The organism is Lentzea sp. NPDC055074 (assembly GCF_053608005.1).
On record NZ_JBSGUQ010000018.1, the window covers coordinates 109,427 to 131,382 of the forward strand.

The 21,956-nt window shown below is 68.7% G+C and carries 25 protein-coding genes; 9 read left to right on the forward strand and 16 right to left on the reverse strand.

From position 1 onward, the window contains the following. Window positions 1-10: 10 nt before the first annotated feature. A complete protein-coding gene (locus tag ACWF7A_RS33155; protein WP_452254448.1) occupies window positions 11-511 on the reverse strand; it encodes an ArsR/SmtB family transcription factor in 501 nt (166 codons plus the stop codon). Between the two features lie 54 nt (window positions 512-565). Here ACWF7A_RS33155 and ACWF7A_RS33160 point away from each other — a divergent pair, with 54 nt between their 5' ends. Together ACWF7A_RS33160 and ACWF7A_RS33165 are read left to right on the forward strand one after the other, a co-directional pair. After that, window positions 566-1,807 (forward strand): MFS transporter, encoded by a 1,242-nt coding sequence (locus ACWF7A_RS33160; protein WP_452254449.1) that lies wholly within the window; start codon window positions 566-568, stop codon window positions 1,805-1,807. Then, a complete protein-coding gene (locus ACWF7A_RS33165) occupies window positions 1,800-2,678 on the forward strand; it encodes an SMP-30/gluconolactonase/LRE family protein (RefSeq protein ID WP_452254450.1) in 879 nt (292 codons plus the stop codon). The genes ACWF7A_RS33160 and ACWF7A_RS33165 overlap by 8 nt, the downstream gene beginning before the upstream one ends. A gap of 33 nt (window positions 2,679-2,711) precedes the next feature. Here the strand turns inward: ACWF7A_RS33165 and dapF are convergent, their stop codons facing one another. The 3 genes from dapF to ACWF7A_RS33180 are packed head-to-tail and all read right to left on the reverse strand — an operon-like array spanning window position 2,712 to window position 5,091. Next, the gene (dapF, locus tag ACWF7A_RS33170; RefSeq protein WP_452254451.1) at window positions 2,712-3,518 is read right to left on the reverse strand and encodes a diaminopimelate epimerase; all 807 of its coding nucleotides are present in this window, start codon (window positions 3,516-3,518) and stop codon (window positions 2,712-2,714) included. Next, window positions 3,506-4,414: a tRNA (adenosine(37)-N6)-dimethylallyltransferase MiaA gene (gene miaA, locus ACWF7A_RS33175; protein ID WP_452254452.1), complete on the reverse strand. Its 909-nt coding sequence runs from the start codon at window positions 4,412-4,414 to the stop codon at window positions 3,506-3,508. The genes dapF and miaA overlap by 13 nt, the downstream gene beginning before the upstream one ends. Then, complete coding sequence (locus ACWF7A_RS33180; protein WP_452254453.1) at window positions 4,411-5,091, reverse strand: hypothetical protein; 681 nt, start codon at window positions 5,089-5,091, stop codon at window positions 4,411-4,413. The genes miaA and ACWF7A_RS33180 overlap by 4 nt, the downstream gene beginning before the upstream one ends. 170 nt (window positions 5,092-5,261) lie before the next feature. On the opposite strand from ACWF7A_RS33180, the gene ACWF7A_RS33185 reads away from it, so the two are divergent. Then, on the forward strand, window positions 5,262-6,611 hold the full coding sequence (locus ACWF7A_RS33185) for a DUF349 domain-containing protein (protein ID WP_452254454.1): 1,350 nt from the start codon (window positions 5,262-5,264) through the stop codon (window positions 6,609-6,611). Window positions 6,612-6,696: 85 nt separating this feature from the next. Here ACWF7A_RS33185 and ACWF7A_RS33190 read toward each other — a convergent pair whose 3' ends face one another. The 3 genes from ACWF7A_RS33190 to miaB form a co-directional block, all read right to left on the reverse strand. Further along, the gene (locus ACWF7A_RS33190) at window positions 6,697-7,545 is read right to left on the reverse strand and encodes an RICIN domain-containing protein (RefSeq protein WP_452254455.1); all 849 of its coding nucleotides are present in this window, start codon (window positions 7,543-7,545) and stop codon (window positions 6,697-6,699) included. A gap of 76 nt (window positions 7,546-7,621) precedes the next feature. Then, complete coding sequence (locus tag ACWF7A_RS33195) at window positions 7,622-8,101, reverse strand: Rv2732c family membrane protein (RefSeq protein WP_452254456.1); 480 nt, start codon at window positions 8,099-8,101, stop codon at window positions 7,622-7,624. After that, window positions 8,098-9,579 (reverse strand): tRNA (N6-isopentenyl adenosine(37)-C2)-methylthiotransferase MiaB, encoded by a 1,482-nt coding sequence (gene miaB, locus ACWF7A_RS33200; RefSeq protein ID WP_452254457.1) that lies wholly within the window; start codon window positions 9,577-9,579, stop codon window positions 8,098-8,100. The genes ACWF7A_RS33195 and miaB overlap by 4 nt, the downstream gene beginning before the upstream one ends. Window positions 9,580-9,710: 131 nt before the next feature. On the opposite strand from miaB, the gene ACWF7A_RS33205 reads away from it, so the two are divergent. Further along, the gene (locus ACWF7A_RS33205) at window positions 9,711-10,625 is read left to right on the forward strand and encodes a TAXI family TRAP transporter solute-binding subunit (protein WP_452254458.1); all 915 of its coding nucleotides are present in this window, start codon (window positions 9,711-9,713) and stop codon (window positions 10,623-10,625) included. A gap of 10 nt (window positions 10,626-10,635) precedes the next feature. Here ACWF7A_RS33205 and ACWF7A_RS33210 read toward each other — a convergent pair whose 3' ends face one another. Then, on the reverse strand, window positions 10,636-12,021 hold the full coding sequence (locus tag ACWF7A_RS33210; protein WP_452254459.1) for a sensor histidine kinase: 1,386 nt from the start codon (window positions 12,019-12,021) through the stop codon (window positions 10,636-10,638). A gap of 54 nt (window positions 12,022-12,075) precedes the next feature. Then, window positions 12,076-12,750, reverse strand: coding sequence for a response regulator transcription factor (locus ACWF7A_RS33215; protein ID WP_189159389.1), 675 nt, complete (start codon window positions 12,748-12,750; stop codon window positions 12,076-12,078). A gap of 159 nt (window positions 12,751-12,909) precedes the next feature. On the opposite strand from ACWF7A_RS33215, the gene ACWF7A_RS33220 reads away from it, so the two are divergent. The 4 genes from ACWF7A_RS33220 to ACWF7A_RS33235 all read left to right on the forward strand — a co-directional run bounded on the left by ACWF7A_RS33220 (window position 12,910) and on the right by ACWF7A_RS33235 (window position 16,176). Further along, on the forward strand, window positions 12,910-13,638 hold the full coding sequence (locus tag ACWF7A_RS33220; RefSeq protein ID WP_189159489.1) for an amino acid ABC transporter ATP-binding protein: 729 nt from the start codon (window positions 12,910-12,912) through the stop codon (window positions 13,636-13,638). 39 nt (window positions 13,639-13,677) lie between these two features. Then, on the forward strand, window positions 13,678-14,571 hold the full coding sequence (locus ACWF7A_RS33225; protein ID WP_452254460.1) for a glutamate ABC transporter substrate-binding protein: 894 nt from the start codon (window positions 13,678-13,680) through the stop codon (window positions 14,569-14,571). A 79-nt stretch (window positions 14,572-14,650) separates the two neighbouring features. After that, a complete protein-coding gene (locus ACWF7A_RS33230; protein ID WP_452254461.1) occupies window positions 14,651-15,298 on the forward strand; it encodes an amino acid ABC transporter permease in 648 nt (215 codons plus the stop codon). Then, window positions 15,295-16,176 (forward strand): amino acid ABC transporter permease, encoded by an 882-nt coding sequence (locus ACWF7A_RS33235; RefSeq protein ID WP_452254462.1) that lies wholly within the window; start codon window positions 15,295-15,297, stop codon window positions 16,174-16,176. The genes ACWF7A_RS33230 and ACWF7A_RS33235 overlap by 4 nt, the downstream gene beginning before the upstream one ends. A 53-nt stretch (window positions 16,177-16,229) precedes the next feature. Here the strand turns inward: ACWF7A_RS33235 and ACWF7A_RS33240 are convergent, their stop codons facing one another. The 3 genes from ACWF7A_RS33240 to ACWF7A_RS33250 are packed head-to-tail and all read right to left on the reverse strand — an operon-like array spanning window position 16,230 to window position 17,340. Continuing rightward, on the reverse strand, window positions 16,230-16,697 hold the full coding sequence (locus tag ACWF7A_RS33240; protein ID WP_452254463.1) for a hypothetical protein: 468 nt from the start codon (window positions 16,695-16,697) through the stop codon (window positions 16,230-16,232). Next, on the reverse strand, window positions 16,682-17,047 hold the full coding sequence (locus ACWF7A_RS33245; protein ID WP_452254464.1) for a hypothetical protein: 366 nt from the start codon (window positions 17,045-17,047) through the stop codon (window positions 16,682-16,684). The genes ACWF7A_RS33240 and ACWF7A_RS33245 overlap by 16 nt, the downstream gene beginning before the upstream one ends. 20 nt (window positions 17,048-17,067) lie before the next feature. After that, complete coding sequence (locus ACWF7A_RS33250) at window positions 17,068-17,340, reverse strand: hypothetical protein (protein ID WP_452254465.1); 273 nt, start codon at window positions 17,338-17,340, stop codon at window positions 17,068-17,070. Between the two features lie 125 nt (window positions 17,341-17,465). Here ACWF7A_RS33250 and ACWF7A_RS33255 point away from each other — a divergent pair, with 125 nt between their 5' ends. Next, entirely contained in the window at window positions 17,466-18,122 is a 657-nt protein-coding gene (locus ACWF7A_RS33255; RefSeq protein ID WP_452254535.1) for a response regulator, read from the forward strand. Here ACWF7A_RS33255 and ACWF7A_RS33260 read toward each other — a convergent pair. The 4 genes from ACWF7A_RS33260 to ACWF7A_RS33275 form a co-directional block, all read right to left on the reverse strand. Next, on the reverse strand, window positions 18,109-18,858 hold the full coding sequence (locus tag ACWF7A_RS33260) for a succinate dehydrogenase/fumarate reductase iron-sulfur subunit (protein WP_452254466.1): 750 nt from the start codon (window positions 18,856-18,858) through the stop codon (window positions 18,109-18,111). The two genes, ACWF7A_RS33255 and ACWF7A_RS33260, sit on opposite strands and share 14 nt — an antisense overlap. Then, window positions 18,855-20,723 (reverse strand): fumarate reductase/succinate dehydrogenase flavoprotein subunit, encoded by a 1,869-nt coding sequence (locus ACWF7A_RS33265; protein ID WP_452254467.1) that lies wholly within the window; start codon window positions 20,721-20,723, stop codon window positions 18,855-18,857. The genes ACWF7A_RS33260 and ACWF7A_RS33265 overlap by 4 nt, the downstream gene beginning before the upstream one ends. A gap of 9 nt (window positions 20,724-20,732) precedes the next feature. Then, window positions 20,733-21,497 carry a hypothetical protein gene (locus ACWF7A_RS33270; protein WP_452254468.1) on the reverse strand — a complete coding sequence of 255 codons (765 nt, stop codon included), beginning with the start codon at window positions 21,495-21,497 and terminating at the stop codon, window positions 20,733-20,735. Window positions 21,498-21,583: 86 nt separating this feature from the next. Beyond that, a complete protein-coding gene (locus tag ACWF7A_RS33275) occupies window positions 21,584-21,874 on the reverse strand; it encodes a hypothetical protein (RefSeq protein WP_452254469.1) in 291 nt (96 codons plus the stop codon). Between the last annotated feature and the right edge of the window lie 82 nt (window positions 21,875-21,956).

Consider the following 21,956-nt stretch of genomic DNA (forward strand, 5'->3'; position numbering starts at 1 on the left):
CCACGGACAGTTAGTCCCCCGGATACACCGCGAGGTAGATCGCCACACGGGGAACATCCGGCTTGACCGGTTGCGCGGCCAGCTCATCCATCAACGACGCGAGCCGCTGCTTTAGTTCCTCGGGGTCGACGGTGACGACCAGACGGCTCTGATCCACGTCACTGAGCCCGATGTCGGCGACCTCGCCGAGGAAAGCGTGCAACATCGCCTCGCCGACGGCGACCGCATTTTCGCTGTTGTCGAGCTGCCACGACAGCCCTGTCGACCGATAGGGGATCTCTTTGGCGCCCCTGTTGCCCGCGCGGGGCGGCATCGCCTCCAGGAATCCGGCGGCGACGAGCTTGCGCACGTGGTGCAGCGTCGTGGCCGGGTCCTTGCCGAGGCGCTGCGCCAGCTCCTTGTTGGTGAGCGGGCGCTCGAACGTCATGCGGATCATCCGCAGCCGCAGGTCAGAGCTCAGCGCGGCAGCTTCCTCGCTCGTCGCTGGACGTCGCTTCCGGGAGAGTGGCACGCGCCCAGTCTAAGTGATTGACAGTTTCCAATCACTCAGCGCAGACTCCTCGGCATGGCGCTTTGGGGGCATCACGACTTCCGCCGGCTGTGGATCGGCGACACCATCAGCCAGTTCGGCTCGACGATCGGGCTGACGGTGATCCCACTGCTCGCGGCGGGCGCGCTGAACGCGACACCGTTCGAGATGGGCCTGCTGGCCGCGGCGGGCACGATGGCGTTCCTGCTGATCGGACTGCCCGCGGGCGTCTGGGTCGACCGGATGCGCCGCAAACCGCTGATGATCGCGATGGACGTCGTCCGCGCCGTGATGATGCTGAGCGTGCCCGTCGCGTGGTGGATGGACGTGCTCGACCTGCCGCAACTGATCGTCGTGAGCCTCGCGGTCGGCGTCTGCACGGTCTTCTTCGACGTCGCCTACCAGTCGTACCTGCCGTCGCTGGTGGGACGCGACCAGCTCGTCGAAGGCAACTCGAAACTGCAGGCCAGCATGTCCGTGGCCGAGGTGTCGGGGCCGGCGGTCGGCGGGTACGTGGCGCAGTTCCTCGGCGCGGCCAACGGCGTGCTCGCGACCGGTGTCGGCTACCTGAGCTCGGCGCTCTTCCTGTCCCGGATCAAGACCGCGGAGCCCGTGCCGGAACGCCACCCCGACCCGCACCTGCGGCGCGAGATCATGGAAGGGCTGCGGTTCGTCTTCGGCAACGCCACCCTGCGCAAGATCGTGGCCTGCACTGGCACGTCGAACTTCTTCCACGGCATCCAGAACGCCGTGAGCGTGCTGTTCCTGCTGCGGGTGGCCGGGCTGAGCGAAGGCACGGCAGGCCTGATCTTCAGTGCCAGCGGTGTCGGCGGTGTGCTCGGCGCGATGGTCGCGCACCGGCTCGGTGTGCTGATCGGACAGGCGCGGCTGATCTGGTTCGTGCCTCTGCTGACCTGGCCTTTTGTTCTGCTGATGCCGTTCACCAGGCCGGGCTGGGGCATCGTGTTCGCGATGGCGGGGCTCGCGATCAGCGCGTTCGGCGTCGTCGTCTACAACGTCGGCCAGGTGAGCTACCGGCAGGCGATCTGCCCCGACCACCTGCTGGGCCGCATGAACGCCTCGATCCGCTGGGTGGTGTGGGGCGCGACGCCGCTGGGCGCACTGCTGGGCGGCGGGCTCGGCACGTGGATCGGGATCGTGCCGACGCTGTGGGTCTCGCTGATCGGCTCGGTGGCCGGAATGGGGTGGGTGCTGTTCTCGCCGCTGCGGTCTATGCGGGACCTGCCGACCGCGTCTAGCGTCGAGGCCCATGGCTGACACGAGGGTTGTGCGGGAAGGTCTCCACTTCGGCGAGGGGCCGCGACGCGGTCCCGACGGCCGCCTCTACTACTCCGACTTCTACGCGGGCGAAGTGCACGCCCTCGACCTGACGACCGGGGACGACGAGGTCGTCGTGGCCTTCGACGGCCAGCCCTCGGGCCTCGGCTGGCTGCCCGACGGACGTCTGCTCGTCGTCTCGATGCTCGACCGCACGGTCCGCCGCCTCGAAGGCGACGACCTCGTCGTGCACGCCGATATATCGGATATTGCCACCTTCCACGCCAACGACATGCTGGTCGACGCCGAAGGCCGCGCGTACGTCGGCAACTTCGGCTTCGACCTGCACGGCCTGATCGACGATGTCGGCATCCCGCGGCTGCTCGAACCGGACTTCGACCCGCAGGGCGCCGCGCTCGCGCTGGTGCAGCCCGACGGCTCCGTCAGCGTCGTCGCCGAGGACCTCAAGTTCCCGAACGGCATGGCGCTGCTGCCCGACCCGACGGGCGAGTCGGAGAGCGGGAACATCCTCGTCGTCGCCGAGACCGTTGCATTCCAGCTCACTTCGTTTTCGGTCGACCGCAACGGATCGTTGCAAAACCGCAGGGTGTGGGCCGATGTGAAGGAGTTCGGGATCGCGCCGGACGGCATCGCGGGTGACGGGGACGGCGTGTGGGTCGCGCCGGCGTTGCAGCCGGCGGTGTTCCGGGTGACCGAGGGCGGCAAGATCACGCACCGGGTCGAGACGACGCAGACGTGCTTCGCCGTCGCCGTCGTCGACGACCACCTCGTGTGCCTGACCGCGCCGGACTCGAACCCGAGCGTCGTGAAGCCGGAGCGGCTCGGGAAGATCGAGATCTACAAGCTCTGACCGATATATGGGATATCGGTCAAAGCCTGGAACTCAGGCGAGGGCGTCCCACCAGGACTTGTCGAGCTCGCCGCGCGCGACGAGCACGGCAGGTCCGGTCAGGGTCGACGTCGTCGGCTCGATGGTCACGCGGACCTGCCCGCCGAGGACGTCGACGGTCGCCGCGCCTGTGGTGCGGCCCTGGCCCGCGAGCCAGGAGGCGACGGACGCGACGGTGCCGGTGCCGCACGAGCGGGTCTCCCCCACGCCGCGCTCGTAGACGCGCATGCGCAGCGCGTCGGCGCCGATCACGTTGACGAGCTCGACGTTGACGCCGTGCGGGAACATCACCGGGTCGAAGCCGGGCGGCACGGTGAGGTCGAAGTCCTCGACCGGGGTGTCGGTGACGCACGCGAGGTGTGGGTTGCCCACGTCGACCGCGAAGCCGCCGATGCCGGCGCCGTCGACCGCGGCGATCGACGTGCCGGTGACGCGGGCGGGGCCCATGTCGTTCGTGACGGAGCCGTCCGGGTGCGTCGTCACCGTGCGGTCGCCGGCGCGGGTGCCCACCACGAACTCGCCCTGCGGCTGGTGGCCCGCGTCGACGAGGTAGCGGGCGAAGACGCGCAGGCCGTTGCCGCACATCTCGGCGATGGAGCCGTCGGCGTTGCGGTAGTCCATGAACCACTTGCCGCCGGAAGTGCCGTCGGACCGGACGACGCGCAGCACGCCGTCGGCGCCCAGGCCGCGCTGCCGGTCGCACAGCGCCTGCACGCGCGCGACGGTCAGGTCCAGCTGGTCATCGAGGTCGGGCAGGACGACGAAGTCGTTCTCCGTGCCGTGCCCCTTCACGAACTCCACGGGACAAGGTTACCGGCGGCGTCCAAAAGATCCGGGCGAGCACCGTCGAGCCAGGTGATGCGCTGGTCACGCCGGAACCACGACCGCTGCCTCCGCACGAACCGGCGGGTGGCGCGCTTGGTCTCCTCGGCGGCGAAGTCGATGGTGCAGGCTCCGTCCATTGCGGACAGCACCTGCTGGTAGCCCAGGGCGCGGGACGCCGTCCTGCCGTCGCGCAGGCCGATCCGGACGAGGGCGCGCACCTCGGCCTCCAGGCCGGCGGCGAACATCTGGTCCACGCGCAGGTCGACCCGGGAGTCCAGTTCGGACACCTCGCGGTCGACGCCGATCTGGACGGTGCCGTACCGGGCGGGGCCGGGCTTGGGGAGGTTCGCCGAGAACGGTTGCCCCGTCAGCTCGATGACCTCCAGCGCGCGCACGATGCGACGGCCGTTGGACGGCAGGATCGCGATCGCTGCGGCGGGGTCGAGCTCCTTCAAGCGCTGATGCAACGCCTCGGCACCGAACGAGGCCAGTTCGGCCTCGAAGCGCAGGCGCACCGCGTCGTCGGTGCCGGGGAACTTCAGGTCGTCCAGCACCGCCTGCACGTACAGCCCCGAACCACCGACGAGGACCGGTGGGCGGCCCGCGGCGAGCAGCTCCTCGACGACGGCCCGCGTCTCCCGCTGGTAGGCGGCCACGGACGCGGTCTCGGTGACGGACAGGACGTCGAACAGGTGGTGCGGCACACCCCGGCGTTCGGCGACGGGCATCTTGGCCGTGCCGATGTCCATACCGCGGTAGAGCTGCATGGCGTCGGCGTTGACGACCTCACCCCCGAACCGTTCCGCGAGCGCGACGGCCAGGTCGGACTTGCCGGTCGCGGTGGGTCCGACGACTGCGATGGGGGTGATCACGGGCGCTCCCAGACAGCGACGTGGTAGCCCACGCCGAACGGTGCGAAGAACTCGGCACTGGCGCAGCGCCACGGTCCGGGCACGCCGGCGAGGACCTGCCACGCCGCACGGCCCTGCGCGCCCAGTTGGCGGGCGAGGTCCAGATCGAGGCCGAGCAGGCCGTCCACGTCGGCGGCCGCCAGCAGAGTGTGGACCAAAGAATCAAAAGGTCCCGAACGCTCGTCGTCCGAACCCGGCGAGCGCGGGCCGTGCCGGGTCGAGCCGTCACCCAGGACCAGGAGGCCGGCGTCCTCGCCGGCGAGTTGTTGTCCAAACGAGACACAGTCGGAGACGGGCAGGTCACGCGGTACGAGTTCGACGCGTGACACCTCGACTGCGCAGCGTTCCCGCAGCCACGCGGTGATTAGCACTGGCAACGGAATCCGGGCGTCCGGGGCCAGGTCACCGCCGAGTGACACGGGCACATCGACCCCATAACCGAGAAAAGTTCCCGACAACGGCGGCACGTAGGTCGCACGACCGCCGTCACCTACCGCCACCGCGACCCACGGACCGGGCAGTTTTCCTGCTGCGGCAAGGGTTGCGGCGCGCACGGACTCGGTCTCGGCGGCGGCTCCCACGACCAGTTCTGGCACCAGGAGAGGTGGGTGCGGCACCACCACAGCGCGGGTGATCACAACGAACGAGGCTACCTATCGTGGACTCCCAGTACCGAGTCGAGCTCTGACCTGTTTGAATGCGCGCGGGGAACTGGGGACGGGAGACCCTCCAGCGCCCGTATTGCATCGGCCCCGCTTCTGGCGGGGCGCCCGTGGCAGGCACGGGCGTCAGATGGGAGGAACCGGCGATGTCGGAGCAGGACAGCACACCGGAGGCCGTGGCCGAGACCGCTCCAGTGGCGGTCGCAGCCGAGGGTGGGGTCGAGGAAACGCCGAAGGAGACCCCGCCGCAGGCGACGCCTCCGGCCGTCCCCGTGGCGTCGGACCACCCTGACCGCTGGGGGCGCGTGGACGCCGACGGCACCGTGTACGTGAAGACCGAGGACGGCGAACGCGCCGTCGGGTCGTGGCAGGCCGGTGAGCCGGTCGAGGGTCTCGCGCACTTCGCGCGGCGCTTCGACGACCTGCGCACCGAGGTCGAGCTGCTCGTGTCGCGGCTCAAGTCCGGCGCCGGCGACCCCAAGCACGCCCTGACCAGCGCGAAGCACGTCAAGGAGCAGCTGGCCGAGGCCGCCGTCGTCGGCGACCTGAAGGCGCTGGCCGCCCGCGTCGAGCACGTGCTGGAGCGGGCCGAGGCGGGCATGGAGAAGGCGAAGGAGGCCAAGGAGGCCGCCCGAGCCCAGTCCGTGCAGCGCAAGCAGGCGCTCGTCGACGAGGCCGAGTCGATCGCGAACGAGTCGACGCAGTGGAAGGTCGCGGGCGACCGGCTGCGCCAGATCCTCGACGAGTGGAAGACCATCCGCGGCGTCGACCGCAAGACCGACGAGCAGCTGTGGCGCCGGTTCTCGAAGGCCCGTGACGCGTTCAACCGCCGTCGCGGCTCGCACTTCGCGGACCTCGACCGCCAGCGCTCGGTGGCGAAGACCTCCAAGCAGGCGCTCGTCGACGAGGCCGAGAAGCTCATCGACTCCGACGACTGGGGCCCCACGGCCGGTCGCTACAAGGAGCTGATGGTCGAGTGGAAGGCCGCCGGGCGTGCGCCCAAGGAGGCCGACGACGCGCTGTGGCAGCGGTTCCGGGCGGCGCAGGACGCGTTCTTCCAGAAGCGCTCCGAGGCGTTCAGCGAGCGGGACGCCGAGTTCTCGGCCAACGCGAAGCTGAAGGAGGAGCTGCTCGCCGAGGCCGAGGGCATCGACCCGTCGGGCGACCTCGAGGCGGCGCGCAACCAGCTCTACAAGATCCAGGAACGCTGGGACGCCATCGGCAAGGTGCCGCGTGAGCGCATCCGCGACCTCGAGGGCAAGCTCCGCGCCATCGAGGAGCGGGTCCGCGGCGCGGTCGACGCCCAGTGGCGCCGGTCCGACCCCGAGGCCGAGGCCCGCGTGGCCCAGTTCCGCGAGCGCGTGGAGCAGTTCGAGGCGCAGGCCGCCAAGGCCCGTGCCGCGGGCGACAAGCGCCGCACCGAGCAGGCCGAGGCTCAGGCAGCTCAGTGGCGCGAGTGGCTCGCCGCCGCCGAGCAGGCCCTGGCGACCCGCTAGAGGGTCTAACGCCTGGTTGACGCTGGAACTCTTGAAGGCCCCTCTCCCGTTCGGGACAGGGGCCTTCAGGCGTTCCAGGCGCTTTCTAGCGGGCGATGCGCCACCGTTGGTCGTCGCGGCCCGTGCACAGCGACACGATCAGCCAGGTGCCGTTCGCGTACGAGCCGTCGTTCGCGGTCCCCAGGCACCGCCCGGACGTCACGTGCGCGAGCTGGTCGGTGTTCACGACCTGCCACAGCTGGGCGTCGTTGCTCCAGGAACACGCGTTCGCTTTGATGTGCTCGCCGAAGTCCTCCTGGTACACGGGCTCCATGCAGAGGTTGCTCCGCTGGTTGCGGACGCGGAACACGCCGTGGTTCGCGTCGGAGAACTCCCGCGCCCAGAACGGCTGGAAGCTCGTGCCGTCGCTCGGCGGGTGCCGTTCCCACATGACGACGTCGTTCCAGCTGTTCTGGTAGAAGTCCGCGGCCCGCTGGTCGTTGCCGGCGGGCACCAGGTACCCAGGCCCGTCGGTCGCCGGTTTCGTCGGCCCTGGAGGCGGTGGCGGGGGCGGCGGAGGTGCCAGGGTCGTCGGGACCGGCACCGGCTTCACGGTCGTCCGGCCATCGGGCGGCAGCGGGCCCGCGGTCAGCGCGGACGTGGTCGTCCCCGGCGACGCGCCGGACGTCGTGAGAGCGGTGGAGAGCAACGGCGGCGTGGACACCGGCGGAGCCGCGGCTGCCTGCTGCCCGTCGGTCTTCTTCAGGTACACAGCGACGGTGGCCGCGACGGCCAATGCCACCACCACTCCGAGCGCGATGAGCCACCGCGCCGCATGGGACGGCTTCTTCCGCTGCTCGCCGACGTTCACCGTGCCGACGGAGTTCGCCTGCACGATCACGCCGCCGTTGTCGCCGTTCGTGGTGTTCGAGCCGCCGTCCACCGCGTCCGTCATGCCCAGCGCACCTCGACTCGCCGTCGTCGTTTGACGAGAAATCGAGAAGGCGCCTCAGATCATTACAGCGGAGCCGTCACAGCTGGGGCGGGCGCGAGGCCGCGATCTTCACCCACTTGACCAGCAGGACGATCACGGCGATCACCGCGATGATCAGCCCGACGCCGGGGCCTGGGCCGATCGTCTTGTTGCTCGTCGTCGTCTGTTGCGTCCAGATCGACAGCACGCCGATGATCGACCCGGCGAACAGCCCCAGCGAGCACACCCACGTGAGGCCCCAGCGCCGCACCGCGAGCGTGACGCCGGACCCGATCACGCCGATGCCGAGGGCGAGGTACGAGAACAGCCTGGGGAGGAACAGCGACGACTCGCCCAGCACGACCTGCAGGCCCGTGTGCTCGCCGATCCACGGCAGGATCAGCGACACGAGGATCGCGAGCACCGCGATCGAGATCGTCAGGGCGCCCGTGCCGGGGTCGATGCGCTTGGCGGCTTCGTGCTCCACCGAGTCGATCTCCTTGCGCAAGAAGTCGTCCGAATCTCTGGGATCGGTCACTGGGCCGCGCATCCGGAGACGGCGGGCAGCGGCTCGGGCGCTCCGAAGGAGGGCAGTCCCAGGCCGATGCCCGCAGTCTTGGGCTTGATGCCGGCCTCGGAACGGTCACCGGCCTTGGTGCGGCGCCACGACAGCGGTTCGCCGTCCGCGACGAGGTAGTGCGGGGCCGCGTACGTCACGACGGTCTCCACGACGTCACCGGGACGCGGAGCGGAGGCACCCGGCGTGAAGTGCACGAGACGGCCGTCGCGGGCACGGCCGCTCATGCGCTGCGTCTCGGCGTCGCGCTTGCCCTCACCGGTCGCGACGAGCACCTCGACCGTGCGGCCGACCTGCTCGATGTTCAACGAGTGCGTCATCTCGTTCTGCAGCGCCACGAGCCGGTCGAAGCGCTCCTGCACCACGGCCTTGGGCAGCTGGTCCGGCAGGTCGGCGGCCGGGGTGCCGGGGCGCTTCGAGTACTGGAACGTGAACGCCGACGAGAACCGGGCCTGGCGCACCACGTCGAGCGTGCCCTGGAAGTCCTCCTCGGTCTCGCCGGGGAAGCCCACGATGATGTCCGTGGTGATCGCGGCGTCCGGCATGGCGGCACGGACCTTCTCGATGATCCCCAGGTACTTCTCGGTCCGGTACGAGCGGCGCATCGCCTTGAGCAGGCGGTCCGAACCGGACTGCAGCGGCATGTGCAGGCTGTGGCACACCGCGGGCGTCTCGGCCATGGCGGCGATGACGTCGTCGGTGAAGTCCTTGGGGTGCGGCGAGGTGAAGCGCACGCGCTCCAGCCCGTCGATCTCCCCGCACGCGCGCAGCAGCTTGCCGAACGCGAGGCGGTCGCCGAACTCGACGCCGTAGGAGTTGACGTTCTGGCCCAGCAACGTCACCTCCAGCACGCCCTCGTCGACGAGCGTCTGCACCTCGGCGAGCACGTCGCCGGGGCGGCGGTCCTTCTCCTTGCCGCGCAACGACGGCACGATGCAGAACGTGCAGGTGTTGTTGCAGCCCACCGAGATCGACACCCAGCCCGAGTAGGCCGAGTCGCGCGCGGCCGGCAGCGCCGACGGGAACGTCTCCAGCGAGTCGAGGATCTCGACCTGCGCCTCGGCGTTGTGGCGGGCGCGTTCGAGCAGCACCGGAAGCGACCCGATGTTGTGCGTGCCGAACACGACGTCCACCCACGGGGCGCGCCGGACGATCTCGCTGCGGTCCTTCTGCGCGAGGCAGCCGCCGACGGCGATCTGCATGCCGGGCTTCGCCGCCTTCTGCGGGGCGAGGTGGCCGAGCGTGCCGTACAGCTTGTTGTCGGCGTTCTCGCGGACCGCGCAGGTGTTGAAGACGACGACGTCGGGCTGCTCGGCGTCGGTGGCCCGCGCATAGCCCGCGTCCTCCAGCAGACCGGCGAGCCGCTCGGAGTCGTGCACGTTCATCTGACATCCGAACGTGCGTATCTGGAAGGTCTTCGTGTCCTGCACGGTACTCACGCCCAACACGATAACCCCTGGTCACACGCCCGAGTTCTGCGGACCGGGCTAACCCCGCCCCATCCGCGCGTTGACCAGGCAGGACCTTCGTCGGGTGCAACCGCCGCGCACCCCCGTGGCACGATGCGGTGGTGTTCGGACGAGTGCATGTCGCCGTGAGCCTGCTGACCGCCGCAACGGTCCTGACGGGCTGTACCAGCACGGTGTCGGACGTCAAGATCACGATGGCCACCGGGAGTGAGGGCGGCGTCTACTACTCGCTCGGCAAGGGCCTGGCGGACATCTGGAGCGGCCGGCTCGGCATCGCGAAACCCCAGGTCGTTCCCACGGTCGGGTCCAAGGACAACGTGACGCGGCTGGTCAACGACCAGGCCGAGGTCGGTTTCTCCCAGGCGGACGCGCTGGAGGGCGTCCCCGGCTCGGAGAAGCTGCGTGCCCTGGCCCGCATGCACGACGACTACCTGCAGATCATCGTCCGCGCCGACCTCCCCGTGACGAAGCTGAGCGAGCTGTCCGGGCTGCGCGTGTCGATCGGCGCGAAGGAGTCGGGCGTCGAGATCATCGCGGACCGCCTGCTGAAGGCCGAGAACGTCACGCCGCAGAGGGTCAACCTGAACGTCAACGACTCCGCCCAGGAGATGCAGGAGGGCAAGCTCGACGCGTTCTTCTGGTCGGGCGGCCTGCCGACGAGCCGGATCACCGAGCTCACCCAGGGCCTCGGCGTGCGGATGCTGGACCTCAAGGACGAGCTGCCGAGGTTCCGTCAGCAGTACCCCGTGTACGGGTCCGCGACCCTGCCCGCCTCGATCTACACCCTGCAGTCCGGGCCTGTCATCACGCTCGTGGTGCGCAACTTCCTGCTCGTGCAGGAGTCCATGCCCGACGACGTCGCCGAAGCGCTCGTGCGGCAGCTGTTCGACGGGCAGCCCGAGCTCGTGAAGGCGCACTCGGCGGCGCGCACGATCGAGCAGCGGTCGGCGATCGAGACGTCGCCGGTGCCGCTGCACAACGGCGCCATGCGCTACTACCGCGAGACCAAGGTCTGACTCCCGGGTTCTAGACCGCGGGCAGGGTGATCACGACCTTCAGCCCGCCGTCCTCGGGCGACTCGAGGGCCACGGTGCCGTCGACGCGTTCGACGACGAGCCGCACGATCGAGAGCCCGAGCCCGGAGCCCGGCACGTTCTGGTGAGCCGGGCTGCGCCAGAACCGGTCGGTGGCCCGTTCGAGCTCGTCGGGCTGCAGGCCGGGGCCGTGGTCGGCGACGGAGAGCTGGATCATGCCCCCGGTCTTGCGGGCGTCGACCACGATCAGCGTGCCCTCCGCGGTGAACTTCAGCGCGTTGTCGAGCAGCGCGTCCAGGATCGTCTCGACCCCGCGCGGCGGGACGAGGGCCATGCCGACCCGTTCGCCGTCGAGCACGAGGTGGACCTCCTTCGCCGCCGCGGCCGCCGACCACGCCGAGAGCCGTGCCGTGACGGACTTGTCGACGTCGACCGGCACCGGGTCGACCGAGCTCGACTCGGCGCGCGCCATGGCGAGCAGCTCGTCGAGGATCCGGTTGAGCCGGTCGGTCTCGCTCAGCGCCTCGACCTGGTGCACCTCCGCCTCGGAGTCGACGTGTCCCTCCAGGTTGGACAGTCGAAGTTTCAGGGCGGTCAACGGGTTGCGAAGCTGGTGTGACGCGTCCGCCACGAAGGCCCGTTGCGCGGCAAGCACATCGCTCACGTTCGCGGCCATCTGGTCGAACGACCGCGAGAGCTGGCGCAGTTCCGGCGGCCCGGACTCCGCGCCCACCGGCGGCACCGGCCGGCCCGCCACCACCGCCGCGAGGAGCTTGCCCGTCGCGTCGTCGAGGGCCTGCACCGGCCGCAGCGTCCAGCGCACCACCGGCAGCGCGAGCAGCACCGCGAGCGCCAGCACCAGCAGGCTCGCCGCGAGCAGCAGGGCCCACCATGCGAGCACCTCGAACCGGGTCTTGGCCGTCGGCGAGAACGTGATCACCGCGCCGCGCACCTCGCCGTCGACCAGCACTGGTTCGGCGAGCACGACCTTGGTGTCGCTCCACGGCATGAACAGCGGCGGAGCGACCGGCAGGCGCCCGGCCAGCGCCTTGCTGACCAGGTCCTGCACGGCGCTGTCGCCGAGCGCGAGGTCGTTGCGCGACGCCACCAGCGGCACGGTCGGCGCGTCGCGGGCGACCACGGCCACGCCGATGTCGTAGAGCTGGTCGTAGCGCTCCAGCTCCGGCCTCATCAGGTGCGGGCTGTCGTCGATCAGCGGCCGTTGCGCGAGCGACGCGAACCGGCTGGTGTCGGTGAGCCGGTCGAGGAACATCTCCTGCTGCTCCGCGGCCGCCACACCGCGGCCCAGCGGCACCCCGAGACCCACCAGGACCAGCACGATCAGGGCGAGCACCACGCCCAGCAGCCGAGACCTCACAGCCCGTCACCCCACCCGATCGCGACACGCCGACAGAAGATCACCCAATCGAGATCACACCTGCCCCAGCCGGTAGCCGACGCCCCGCACGGTCTCCAGCAACGCCGGCCTGCCGAGCTTCGTCCGCAGCGTGGCGACGTGCACGTCGAGCGTCCGGTTCGCACCGGACCACGTGCGACCCCACACCTCGGCGAGGATCCGCTCCCGCGTGCACACCGCCCCGCCCGCCGCCATCACGAGCGCGAGCACCTGGAACTCCTTGCGGGACAGGGCGACCGACTGCCCCGCGACCGTGACCTCGTGACGACCCAGGTCGACCCGCACGTCACCGGTCTCGAACACCTCTGTGGACACCGCGCCCACACCCACCGGATCGGCACCGCGGCGCCGCCTCACGGCGTGCACCCGCGCGACGAGTTCTCCCACGTCATAAGGCTTGACGAGGTAGTCGTCGGCCCCGGCGTGCAGGCCGAGGATCCGGTCGTCGATCTCCCCTCTCGCGGACACCACGATGATCGCGACGTCCGACGCGGCCCTGATGGCACGGCACAGCGTCACACCGTCCATGTCGGGCAGGCCGAGGTCGAGCAGCACCACGTCGACGCCGGTGAGGCGGTCGAGCGTGCCGCGGCCCGTGGCCTGCCGGTCCACGTGGAAACCCCGTCTGGTCAGGGCTGGGACCAAGGCCTCGGCGACCCTGTCGTCGTCCTCGACGAGCAGCACGCGCACTTTCGCTACCTCCCGGGCAACCGATGTCTGCCTGTGACAGAGTTGAGACCCTAAGTCTTGCTCAATGTCCTGGACTGGTGTGGTGGCGGACACCTAGGTTTCCGCCAACGCCGACGACCCCCAATGGAGGACTGGATGACTGCCGCCTCTGCCCCGCCGATGATTCGTGTGGCGGGTGTGGACAAGTTCTTCGGCCCGTTGCACGTGCTCAAGAACGTGCAGCTGGAAGTGCCGAAGGGGCAGGTAGTGGTCGTGCTGGGGCCGTCGGGTTCCGGTAAGTCGACCCTGTGCCGGACCATCAACCGCCTCGAGCCGATCGATTCCGGCGTCATCGAGGTCGACGGGCAACCACTTCCCGCCGAAGGAAAAGAACTGGCTCGACTCCGTGCCGATGTCGGCATGGTGTTCCAGTCCTTCAACCTTTTCGCGCACAAAACCATCGGCGAGAACGTGATGCTCGCGCCGATGAAGGTCCGCAAGACTCCGGCCGCCGACGCCCGCAAGACCGCGATGGAACTGCTGGAGCGAGTCGGAATCGCCAACCAGGCCGACAAGTTCCCCGCTCAGCTCTCCGGTGGGCAGCAGCAGCGCGCGGCGATCGCCCGTGCGCTCGCGATGAAGCCCAAGGTGATGCTGTTCGACGAGCCGACGTCCGCTCTGGACCCCGAGATGGTCCAGGAGGTCCTGGACGTCATGACGGGCCTGGCCAAGGACGGGATGACGATGCTGGTCGTCACCCACGAGATGGGCTTCGCCCGCAAGGCCGCGGACCGGGTGATCTTCATGTCCGACGGTGAGGTCGTCGAGGATTCCACCCCGGAAGAGTTCTTCTCGGCGCCGAAGTCCAACCGCGCGAAGGACTTCCTTGGCAAGATCCTGACTCACTAGTAGTCAGCCCACTTTCGAACGAATGGCAGGAGAAGGACGATGAGGGTTCGCACCCTTGCGGCGGTGCTGCTGACGGGCGCACTGGCCCTGACCGCGTGTGGCAAGGAGGGCAGCCCGACCGACCAGCCGGCGCCCGCCGGCCTCTTCGAGGTCGCCAAGGACGTCAAGGTCGAGGGCTCGCCCTCGTTCGAGAAGATCAAGGCGCGCGGCGAGCTCATCGTCGGTGTCAAGGAAGACCAGCCGGGTCTGGGCTACAAGGACCCGACGACGAACAAGTACAGCGGCTTCGACATCGACATCGCGCGCCTCATCGCCGCGAAGCTGGGCTTCGACCCCGAGACGAAGATCCAGTTCAAGACGATCCAGTCGGCCGCCCGCGAGCAGGCGCTGATCAACGGTGACGTCGACTACTACGTCGGCACCTACACGATCAACGCCGGTCGCAAGGAGAAGGTCTCGTTCGCGGGCCCGTACTTCGTCGCCGGTCAGGACCTGCTGATCAAGGCCGACAACACCACGATCACCGGCAAGGACACCCTCAAGGGCAAGAAGGTGTGCTCGGTGACCGGCTCGACGCCGGCCAAGCGCATCAAGGACGAGAAGCTCACCGAGGACGGCAACGTCCTCGAGTTCCAGGGCTACTCGCAGTGCGTCACCAAGCTGCTCAACGGCGAGGTCGACGCGGTCACCACCGACGACGCGATCCTCAAGGGCTACGCGGCCGCTGAGGAGGGCAAGCTGAAGGTCGTCGGCAAGACGTTCTCCAGCGAGCCGTACGGCATCGGCCTGCCGAAGGACGACAAGGCCCTGCGCGACAAGGTGAACGACATCCTGCAGGCCTCGCTCGACGACGGCTCGTGGCAGAAGATCTACGACGGCACGCTGGGCAAGTCCGGCTCGTCCGCCGAGAAGCCGAAGATCGACCGGTACTGACGGTTCCTCACGTGGCCGGTGGATCCCGCGTGGGTCCGCCGGCCGTTCCTTTGAAGGCGGACGGACGGCAAGGAAACCGATGAGCGTCCTCACCAACAACCTAAATCTGTTCCTGAGCGCATTCGGGCAGACACTCCAACTCTTCGCGGTCTCCGCGGTGCTCTCGCTGGTGCTGGGCACGCTCCTCGCGGCCCTGAGGGTCAGCCCCGTGCCGGTGTTCCGCGGCATCGGCACGACGTACGTCACGGTCGTGCGCAACACGCCGTTGACGCTGGTCTTCGTCTTCTTCGTCTTCGCGTACCCGCTGCTGGACATCGTGAAGATCGAGCCGTACACCGCCGCGGTGGTGTCCCTGTCGCTCTACACCGCGGCGTTCGTCTGCGAGGTCGTGCGGTCGGGCATCAACACCGTGCCGGTCGGCCAGGCCGAGGCCTCGCGCGCGCTCGGTCTCACGTTCATTCAGATGCTCGGCAACGTGGTGCTGCCGCAGGCGCTGCGTTCGGTGGTGCCGCCCATGACGAGCACCATGATCGCGTTGCTGAAGAACACGACGGTCGCGTCCGGCTTCGCCGTCGTCCAGGCGGGCAACATCCGCGAGCAGCTGTCGGACCAGGGTGACAACGTCCTCATCGGACTGCTGTGGGTCGCACTCGGGTTCATCATCCTGGTGTTGCCGCTGACGTACGTCCAGCAGGTCTTCGAGAAGCGGTGGAGCGTGGCCCGATGAGCATGGTGCTGTTCGACGTCCCCGGCCCGAAGGCCCGCGTCCGTCACAAGCTCATGGCCGTCGTCGGCATCGCGGCGGTGGCCGCGGCGCTGGTGTACGTGATCATGCGGTTCGTCGTCACCGACCAGTTCAGCACCCGCCGGCTCGACTGGATCAACTACAAGCAGATCCAGCTCTCCCTGGTCGAGGCCATCGGCAACACGCTGACCGCGTTCGCCGCCGGTGCCGCGCTCGCGCTGGCGTTCGGCGCGATCTTCGCGGCCGCGCGGCTGTCCGACCACGGCTGGGTGCGCGCTCCCGCGGCGGTGATCGTCGAGATCTTCCGCGCGATCCCGCTCGTGATCATGATGTTCTTCTTCTACTACGGCCTTCCCGTGGCCGGGGTGAAGCTGAGTGCGTTCACGGCGGTCGTGATCAGCCTGATGCTCTACAACGGCTCGGTGCTCGCCGAGATCTTCCGCGCGGGCATCAACTCGCTGCCGAAGGGCCAGAGCGAGGCCGCGTACGCGCTGGGCATGCGCAAGACGCAGGTCATGACGTTCGTGCTGCTGCCGCAGGCGTTGCGGGCGATGCTGCCGACCATCATCAGCCAGCTCGTCGTGCTGCTGAAGGACACCGCGCTCGGCTTCCTCATCACGTTCGAGGAGCTGCTGCGGTGGGGTACGCGCATCGGTGGTGACGCGGTCAACTTCGGCCGCCCGATGATCCCGGTGATGATCGTGGTCGCGATCATCTACATCGGACTGTGCCTCCTGCTGACGTGGCTCGCCACGTACCTGGAGAAGCGCAACCGCCGCAACAAGAAGGTCGTCAAGCTCGACAACGACGACGCGAAGCAGGTCCAGCTCGCGAACTCGATGGGTGGCGGCGGCATCTGATCCGCCGTTCTCGCAGCGAACGGGGCGTGTCCACACCGGACGCGCCCCGTTCGTCATTTCCAGAGCACCGAGTCGCAGTTGTTCGTCACGTAGTCCGCGGCCAGTGACCCGTCGCCCTGCCGGGCCTTCGCGGCCGTCTCGCGGGCGTAGCGCTGACCGTCGGGGTCCTCGGGCGAGAACGTCGGCAGCACCTCGTCCATCACCTCGAGCGCCTTCGTCGCCGCCGCCTGGTCGCCGCGTTTCCGCGACTCCTCCCAGTCGAGGTACCAGGCGCAGGAGTTGGCGATCTCCAGGACGATCCGTTCGCTGCCCGCGGGTGCCTTGTCCGGTCCGGGCCCCGACTTCTCCGCGAGCACACCGAGATCCGGTTCGCGGCCGTCCGGCCAGGTGAACCTCACGTATCCGTCGCGCATGTCCTGGGTGTACCGCTGCTGGTCGACGAGCGGAGGCACCGCCGGTGGCGGTGCCGAGCACCCCGCCAGGAGCACGAGCGCGAGCAGTGCGGTCAGTTTCCGCTCCACCACAGCGTTCCTCCAACGGTGCCCGAGGTGTACGGGCTGTTCGAGGCGAGGCAGAACTTGGTGCCCGCCTTGAAGTTCGTGCCGACGTGCTTGCGGGTCTCCTCCATCCGCACGAACGCGCCGCGCGTGGTGCGGTCGCCGCACTTGTACCAGGCGAGCTGCATGACACCGCCCAGCGCGACCCTGGCGTCGATGTCCGACCCGGCGACGGTGATCGTGCGCGCGGTGGTGAACCAGGTGATCTGGTTCTCCTTGAACGGCACCGTGATCGTCGTCGACGCCGCCTGGGCGGGCGTGGCCGACAGCATCACGAAGCCCACGGCGAGCAGGCCGGCGAGAGCGCGTTTCATCGAGAGTCCCCTTCGCAAGGTCAGACGTTCCAGTCGACGACACCGCACCAGTCCCCGGACTCCCCCACGACGTCGAGGCAGAACGTGGTGCCGGCGCGGAAGTTCGCGCCGAGCAGCCGGCGCGACCGATCTCCCGCGGGGAACAGCACGGGGCTGCCCGCCACCCGGAGGTCCCCTTCGCGCGACCACCGGATCGCGAGGTCGACGGGACTGGCCGTGACCCGGAGGTAGACGTCCGAGCCGTCCACGGTGATCGTGCGGACGGCGAGCAGGTCGGCCGATGCGGTGCGCATGGCGCGGAACGTATCGACGCGGGCGGAACCCGGTCGTCTCACGAAGAGTGGATCTCCCGTCAACTTTCGCGGTACGCTCCTGGTGGGGGAACTACCGCGGTGACGTCACATGAGTGAGGGGCACTGTGGCGCGCGTGCTTGTTGTCGACGACCAGCCGTTGTTCCGTGCGGGCCTGGTCGCGTTGCTGAACGCTTCACCTGATCTGACCGTCGTCGGCGAGGCCGGGGACGGTGCCACCGCGGCCGTGCTGGCCGAGTCGTCGAGACCGGACGTGATCCTGCTCGACATCCGCCTGCCGGACCTGGCCGCGCTCAAACGCGTCGCGGCGTCCACGCGGGTGCTGGTGCTGACGACCTTCGACCTCGACGAGTACGTCCACGAGGCGTTGCGGCTGGGCGCGGCGGGGTTCGTGCTGAAGGAGTCCGAACCGGCCCGCCTGATCGCCGCCATCACCGCCGTGGCGTCGGGTGAGATGCAGTTCAGCCCGACGGTGATGCGCAGGCTCGTGGCGGCTTATCTGAGGGGTGACACGGGTGTCTCGCCGTGGGGCTCGGTCGGCCTGGACGAGCTGACGGACCGCGAACGCGAGGTGCTCCGGCTCGTCGGCACGGGGCTGACGAACACGGCGATCGCGGGCAAGCTGACGGTCACGGAGGGCACGGTGAAGACGCACCTCAACCGCGTGATGACGAAGCTGCGGCTGACCAGCCGGGCTCAGGCCGTGGTGATGGCGTACGAGTCCGGGCTGGTCATCCCGCAGGCTCTCGCTAGGACCGCCTGAACAGCTTGTTGCCGAGCCAGACGATCGGGTCGTACTTGCGGTCGGCGACGCGCTCCTTCATGGGGATGAGCGCGTTGTCGGTGATGTGGATGTGCTCGGGGCACACCTCGGTGCAGCACTTGGTGATGTTGCAGAGGCCGAGCCCGTGCTCGTCCTGCGCCTGGTCGACGCGGTCCGCGGTGTCGAGCGGGTGCATCTCCAGCTCGGCGACCCGCATGAGGAACCGGGGCCCCGAGAAGGCTTCCTTGTTCTCCTCGTGGTCACGCACCACGTGGCAGGTGTTCTGGCACAGGAAGCACTCGATGCACTTGCGGAACTCCTGCGAGCGCTCGACGTCCACCTGCTGCATCCGGTACTCGCCCGGCGCCAGGTCCTTCGGCGGCGCGAACGACGGGACCTCGCGTGCCTTGGTGTAGTTGAAGGACACGTCGGTCACGAGGTCGCGGATGATCGGGAACGTCCGCATAGGCGTGACCGTGATCGTCTCCGACTCGTCGAAGATCGACATGCGGGTCATGCAGAGCAGCCGCGGGCGTCCGTTGATCTCCGCCGAGCACGAGCCGCACTTGCCGGCCTTGCAGTTCCACCGCACCGCGAGGTCCGGGGTCTGCGTGGCCTGCAGCCGGTGGATGATGTCGAGGACGACCTCGCCCTCGTTCACCTCGACGGTGAAGTCCTCCAGCGCGCCACCGGAGTCGTCACCGCGCCACACCCGGAACTTCCCCTGGTAGCTCATGACAACTCCTCGGCGGTCAGGTACTTCTCCAGCTCGGTGCGGTCGAACAGGTCCAGCAGGTCGTGCCGGATCGGGATCTGCGGTTTCTCCGTGACCACCGCTCCGTCACCTTCGGTCTTGCACACCAGCAGCTTGCGGCGCCACTCCGCGTCCATCACGGGGTGGTCGTCGCGGGTGTGGCCGCCGCGGGACTCGGTGCGCAGCAGTGCCGCCTTCGCCACGCACTCCGACACCAGCAGCATGTTGCGCAGGTCGAGCGCGAGGTGCCAGCCGGGGTTGAACTGCTGGTGGCCCTCGACGGTCAGCGACCGCGCGCGTTCCTTGAGCTTCTCCAGCCGTTGCAACGCCTCTTCCATCTCACCGGCGCGGCGGATGATACCGACGAGGTCGTTCATCGACTGCTGCAGCTCCATGTGCAGCGTGTACGGGTTCTCACCGCCTTCCTGCTGGAAAGGTTTAAGCGCCGTCGCCCGTGCCTCGGTGACGATGTCCTCCGAGACCGCGGGGCGGTCGGTCATCGCCCGCACGTACTCGGAGGCTCCCGCTCCGGCCCTGCGCCCGAAGACGAGCAGGTCCGACAGGCTGTTGCCGCCCAGGCGGTTCGAGCCGTGCATGCCGCCGGAGACCTCACCGGCCGCGTAGAGCCCCGGCACGGAGGAGGACCCGGTGTCGGGGTCGACCTCGACGCCGCCCATCACATAGTGACAGGTCGGCCCGACCTCCATCGGCTGCGCGGTGATGTCCACATCGGCCAGTTCCTTGAACTGGTGGTGCATGGACGGCAGCCGGCGGCGGATCTCCTCGGCGGGCAGACGTGTCGACACGTCGAGGAAGACGCCGCCGTGCGGTGACCCTCGCCCGGCCTTGACCTCGGAGTTGATCGCGCGGGCGACCTCGTCACGCGGCAGCAGCTCCGGTGGGCGCCGGTTGTTCGCCTGGTCGGTGTACCAGCGGTCGGCTTCTTCCTCGTTGTCTGCGTACTTGTCCTTGAACACCTCGGGGATGTAGTCGAACATGAACCGCTTGCCGTCGGAGTTGCGCAGCACGCCACCGTCACCGCGGACGGACTCGGTGACGAGGATGCCCTTGACCGACGGCGGCCAGACCATGCCGGTGGGGTGGAACTGGATGAACTCCATGTTGATCAGGGAGGCTCCGGCGCGCATCGCGAGCGCGTGGCCGTCGCCGGTGTACTCCCAGGAGTTCGAGGTGACCTTGAACGACTTGCCGATGCCGCCGGTCGCGAGGATCACCGCGGGTGCCTCGAACATGACGAACCGGCCGGACTCGCGCCAGTAGCCGAACGCGCCCGCGATCCTGTCGCCGTCCTTGACGAGGTCGGTGACGGTGAACTCCTGGAACACCCGCAGGCGTGCCTCGTAGTCGCCGAACTCCTTGAAGTCCTCCTGCTGCAACGACACGATCTTCTGCTGCAGCGTGCGGATCAGCTCGAGCCCGGTGCGGTCGCCGACGTGCGCGAGACGCGGGTACTCGTGGCCACCGAAGTTGCGCTGCGAGATGCGGCCGTCCTTGGTGCGGTCGAACAGCGCGCCGTAGGTCTCCAGTTCCCAGACCCGTTGCGGCGCTTCCTGTGCGTGCAACTCGGCCATCCGCCAGTTGTTGAGGAACTTGCCGCCGCGCATGGTGTCGCGGAAGTGGACCTGCCAGTTGTCGCTCTCGTTCGCGTTGCCCATGGCGGCGGCGATGCCACCCTCGGCCATGACGGTGTGGGCCTTGCCGAACAACGACTTGCAGAGAACGGCGACGCGCAGTCCGTGCTCACGGGCCTCGATCGCGGCACGCAGACCGGCGCCACCCGCGCCGATCACGAGAACGTCGAACGAATGCCTTTCCAGCTCGGGCAAAACCACTCCTTAGTTGATGAAGCGGAGGTCGGAGATCGTTCCCGAGGCGACCAGCGCGACGTACAGGTCCGTGAGGCAGACGAAGATCAGCGACGCCCAGGCGAGTTGCATGTGCCTGTTGTTCAGCTTCGAGATCTGCGTCCACGTCCAGTACCGGACCGGGTGCTTGGAGAAGTGCTTGAGCCGCCCGCCCGCGATGTGGCGGCACGAGTGGCACGACAGCGTGTACGCGGCGAGCAGGCCGACGTTGACCAGCAGGATGATGTTGCCGAGGCCCAGGCCCGTGCTGAACGCGGAGACCGCGTCGTAGATGTTGATCAGCAACAACAGCGAGGCCGCGTAGAAGAAGTAGCGGTGCAGGTTCTGCGCGATGAGCGGGAACCTGGTCTCACCGGTGTACTTGCTGTGCGGCTCGGCCACGGCGCACGCCGGCGGTGACGCCCACGCTGCGCGGTAGTAGGCCTTGCGGTAGTAGTAGCAGGTGATCCGGAATCCCAGCAGGAACGGGATGATCAGCAGCGGCGGCGTCAGGAAGCCGGGCAGGGCCGGGAACCACTGGCCGAAGTGCGAGGCCGCGGGCACGCACTCCTCGGTGAGACACGGCGAGTACATCGGTGTGAGGTAGTGGTACTGGTCGACCCAGTAGTAGTCCCCCTGGAACGTGCGGAACGCCGCGTAGATCGAGATGAGCAGCAGGCCGACGAATGTCGTCAGCGGCGGCAACCACCATCGGTCCGTGCGCAGAGTCCTGGCGGCGATCTCTGCCCTCGCCATTGGTCACCTTTCTGGGGGTCCACGTCGTTGTGGAGGAAACGCGTAACGGCCCCCGCTGTCCGCGAGGGCCGTGAGTTCGGGCTGGGTCAGGTCCGGTTGCGGTACCCACCGAGTCCTTCGTCGTCCGCGTCCTTCCAGAGCGACTCGTCGTAGGGCGTGTCGGGCACGACCACGACCTCGCGTTCCACCAGAGGCGCTTCGCGCTGCCTCGGGGTGCTCAGGTCGACGAGTTCGGTGGCGTCGATGTCCATGCGTTCTACGTCGTTGGCCAGGCGTTGCACCGCAGCCACGTCGCCATACCGGGCGCGCAGGTTGCTGACGGCATGCCGCATCTGACCGATGACCCGCCGCAACTCGACGATCTCCGTGGACGTCATGGGACACCTCCGTTCCAAGGTCGTGCCCCGCACTCTGCCCAATCTCAAGCCATGTGACAAGCACCACACGCCAAGATTCAAA

Excerpts from the sequence above, each read along its gene's own strand:
- ACWF7A_RS33160 (WP_452254449.1), top strand. The coding sequence starts at position 566 with ATGGCGCTTTGGGGGCATCACGACTTCCGCCGGCTGTGGATCGGCGAC.
- ACWF7A_RS33165 (WP_452254450.1), top strand. The coding sequence starts at position 1,800 with ATGGCTGACACGAGGGTTGTGCGGGAAGGTCTCCACTTCGGCGAGGGG.
- ACWF7A_RS33185 (WP_452254454.1), top strand. The coding sequence starts at position 5,262 with ATGTCGGAGCAGGACAGCACACCGGAGGCCGTGGCCGAGACCGCTCCA.
- ACWF7A_RS33190 (WP_452254455.1), bottom strand. The coding sequence starts at position 7,545 with ATGACGGACGCGGTGGACGGCGGCTCGAACACCACGAACGGCGACAAC.
- ACWF7A_RS33220 (WP_189159489.1), top strand. The coding sequence starts at position 12,910 with ATGATTCGTGTGGCGGGTGTGGACAAGTTCTTCGGCCCGTTGCACGTG.
- ACWF7A_RS33225 (WP_452254460.1), top strand. The coding sequence starts at position 13,678 with ATGAGGGTTCGCACCCTTGCGGCGGTGCTGCTGACGGGCGCACTGGCC.
- ACWF7A_RS33230 (WP_452254461.1), top strand. The coding sequence starts at position 14,651 with ATGAGCGTCCTCACCAACAACCTAAATCTGTTCCTGAGCGCATTCGGG.
- ACWF7A_RS33235 (WP_452254462.1), top strand. The coding sequence starts at position 15,295 with ATGAGCATGGTGCTGTTCGACGTCCCCGGCCCGAAGGCCCGCGTCCGT.
- ACWF7A_RS33245 (WP_452254464.1), bottom strand. The coding sequence starts at position 17,047 with ATGAAACGCGCTCTCGCCGGCCTGCTCGCCGTGGGCTTCGTGATGCTG.
- ACWF7A_RS33250 (WP_452254465.1), bottom strand. The coding sequence starts at position 17,340 with ATGCGCACCGCATCGGCCGACCTGCTCGCCGTCCGCACGATCACCGTG.
- ACWF7A_RS33260 (WP_452254466.1), bottom strand. The coding sequence starts at position 18,858 with ATGAGCTACCAGGGGAAGTTCCGGGTGTGGCGCGGTGACGACTCCGGT.
- ACWF7A_RS33270 (WP_452254468.1), bottom strand. The coding sequence starts at position 21,497 with ATGGCGAGGGCAGAGATCGCCGCCAGGACTCTGCGCACGGACCGATGG.
- ACWF7A_RS33275 (WP_452254469.1), bottom strand. The coding sequence starts at position 21,874 with ATGACGTCCACGGAGATCGTCGAGTTGCGGCGGGTCATCGGTCAGATG.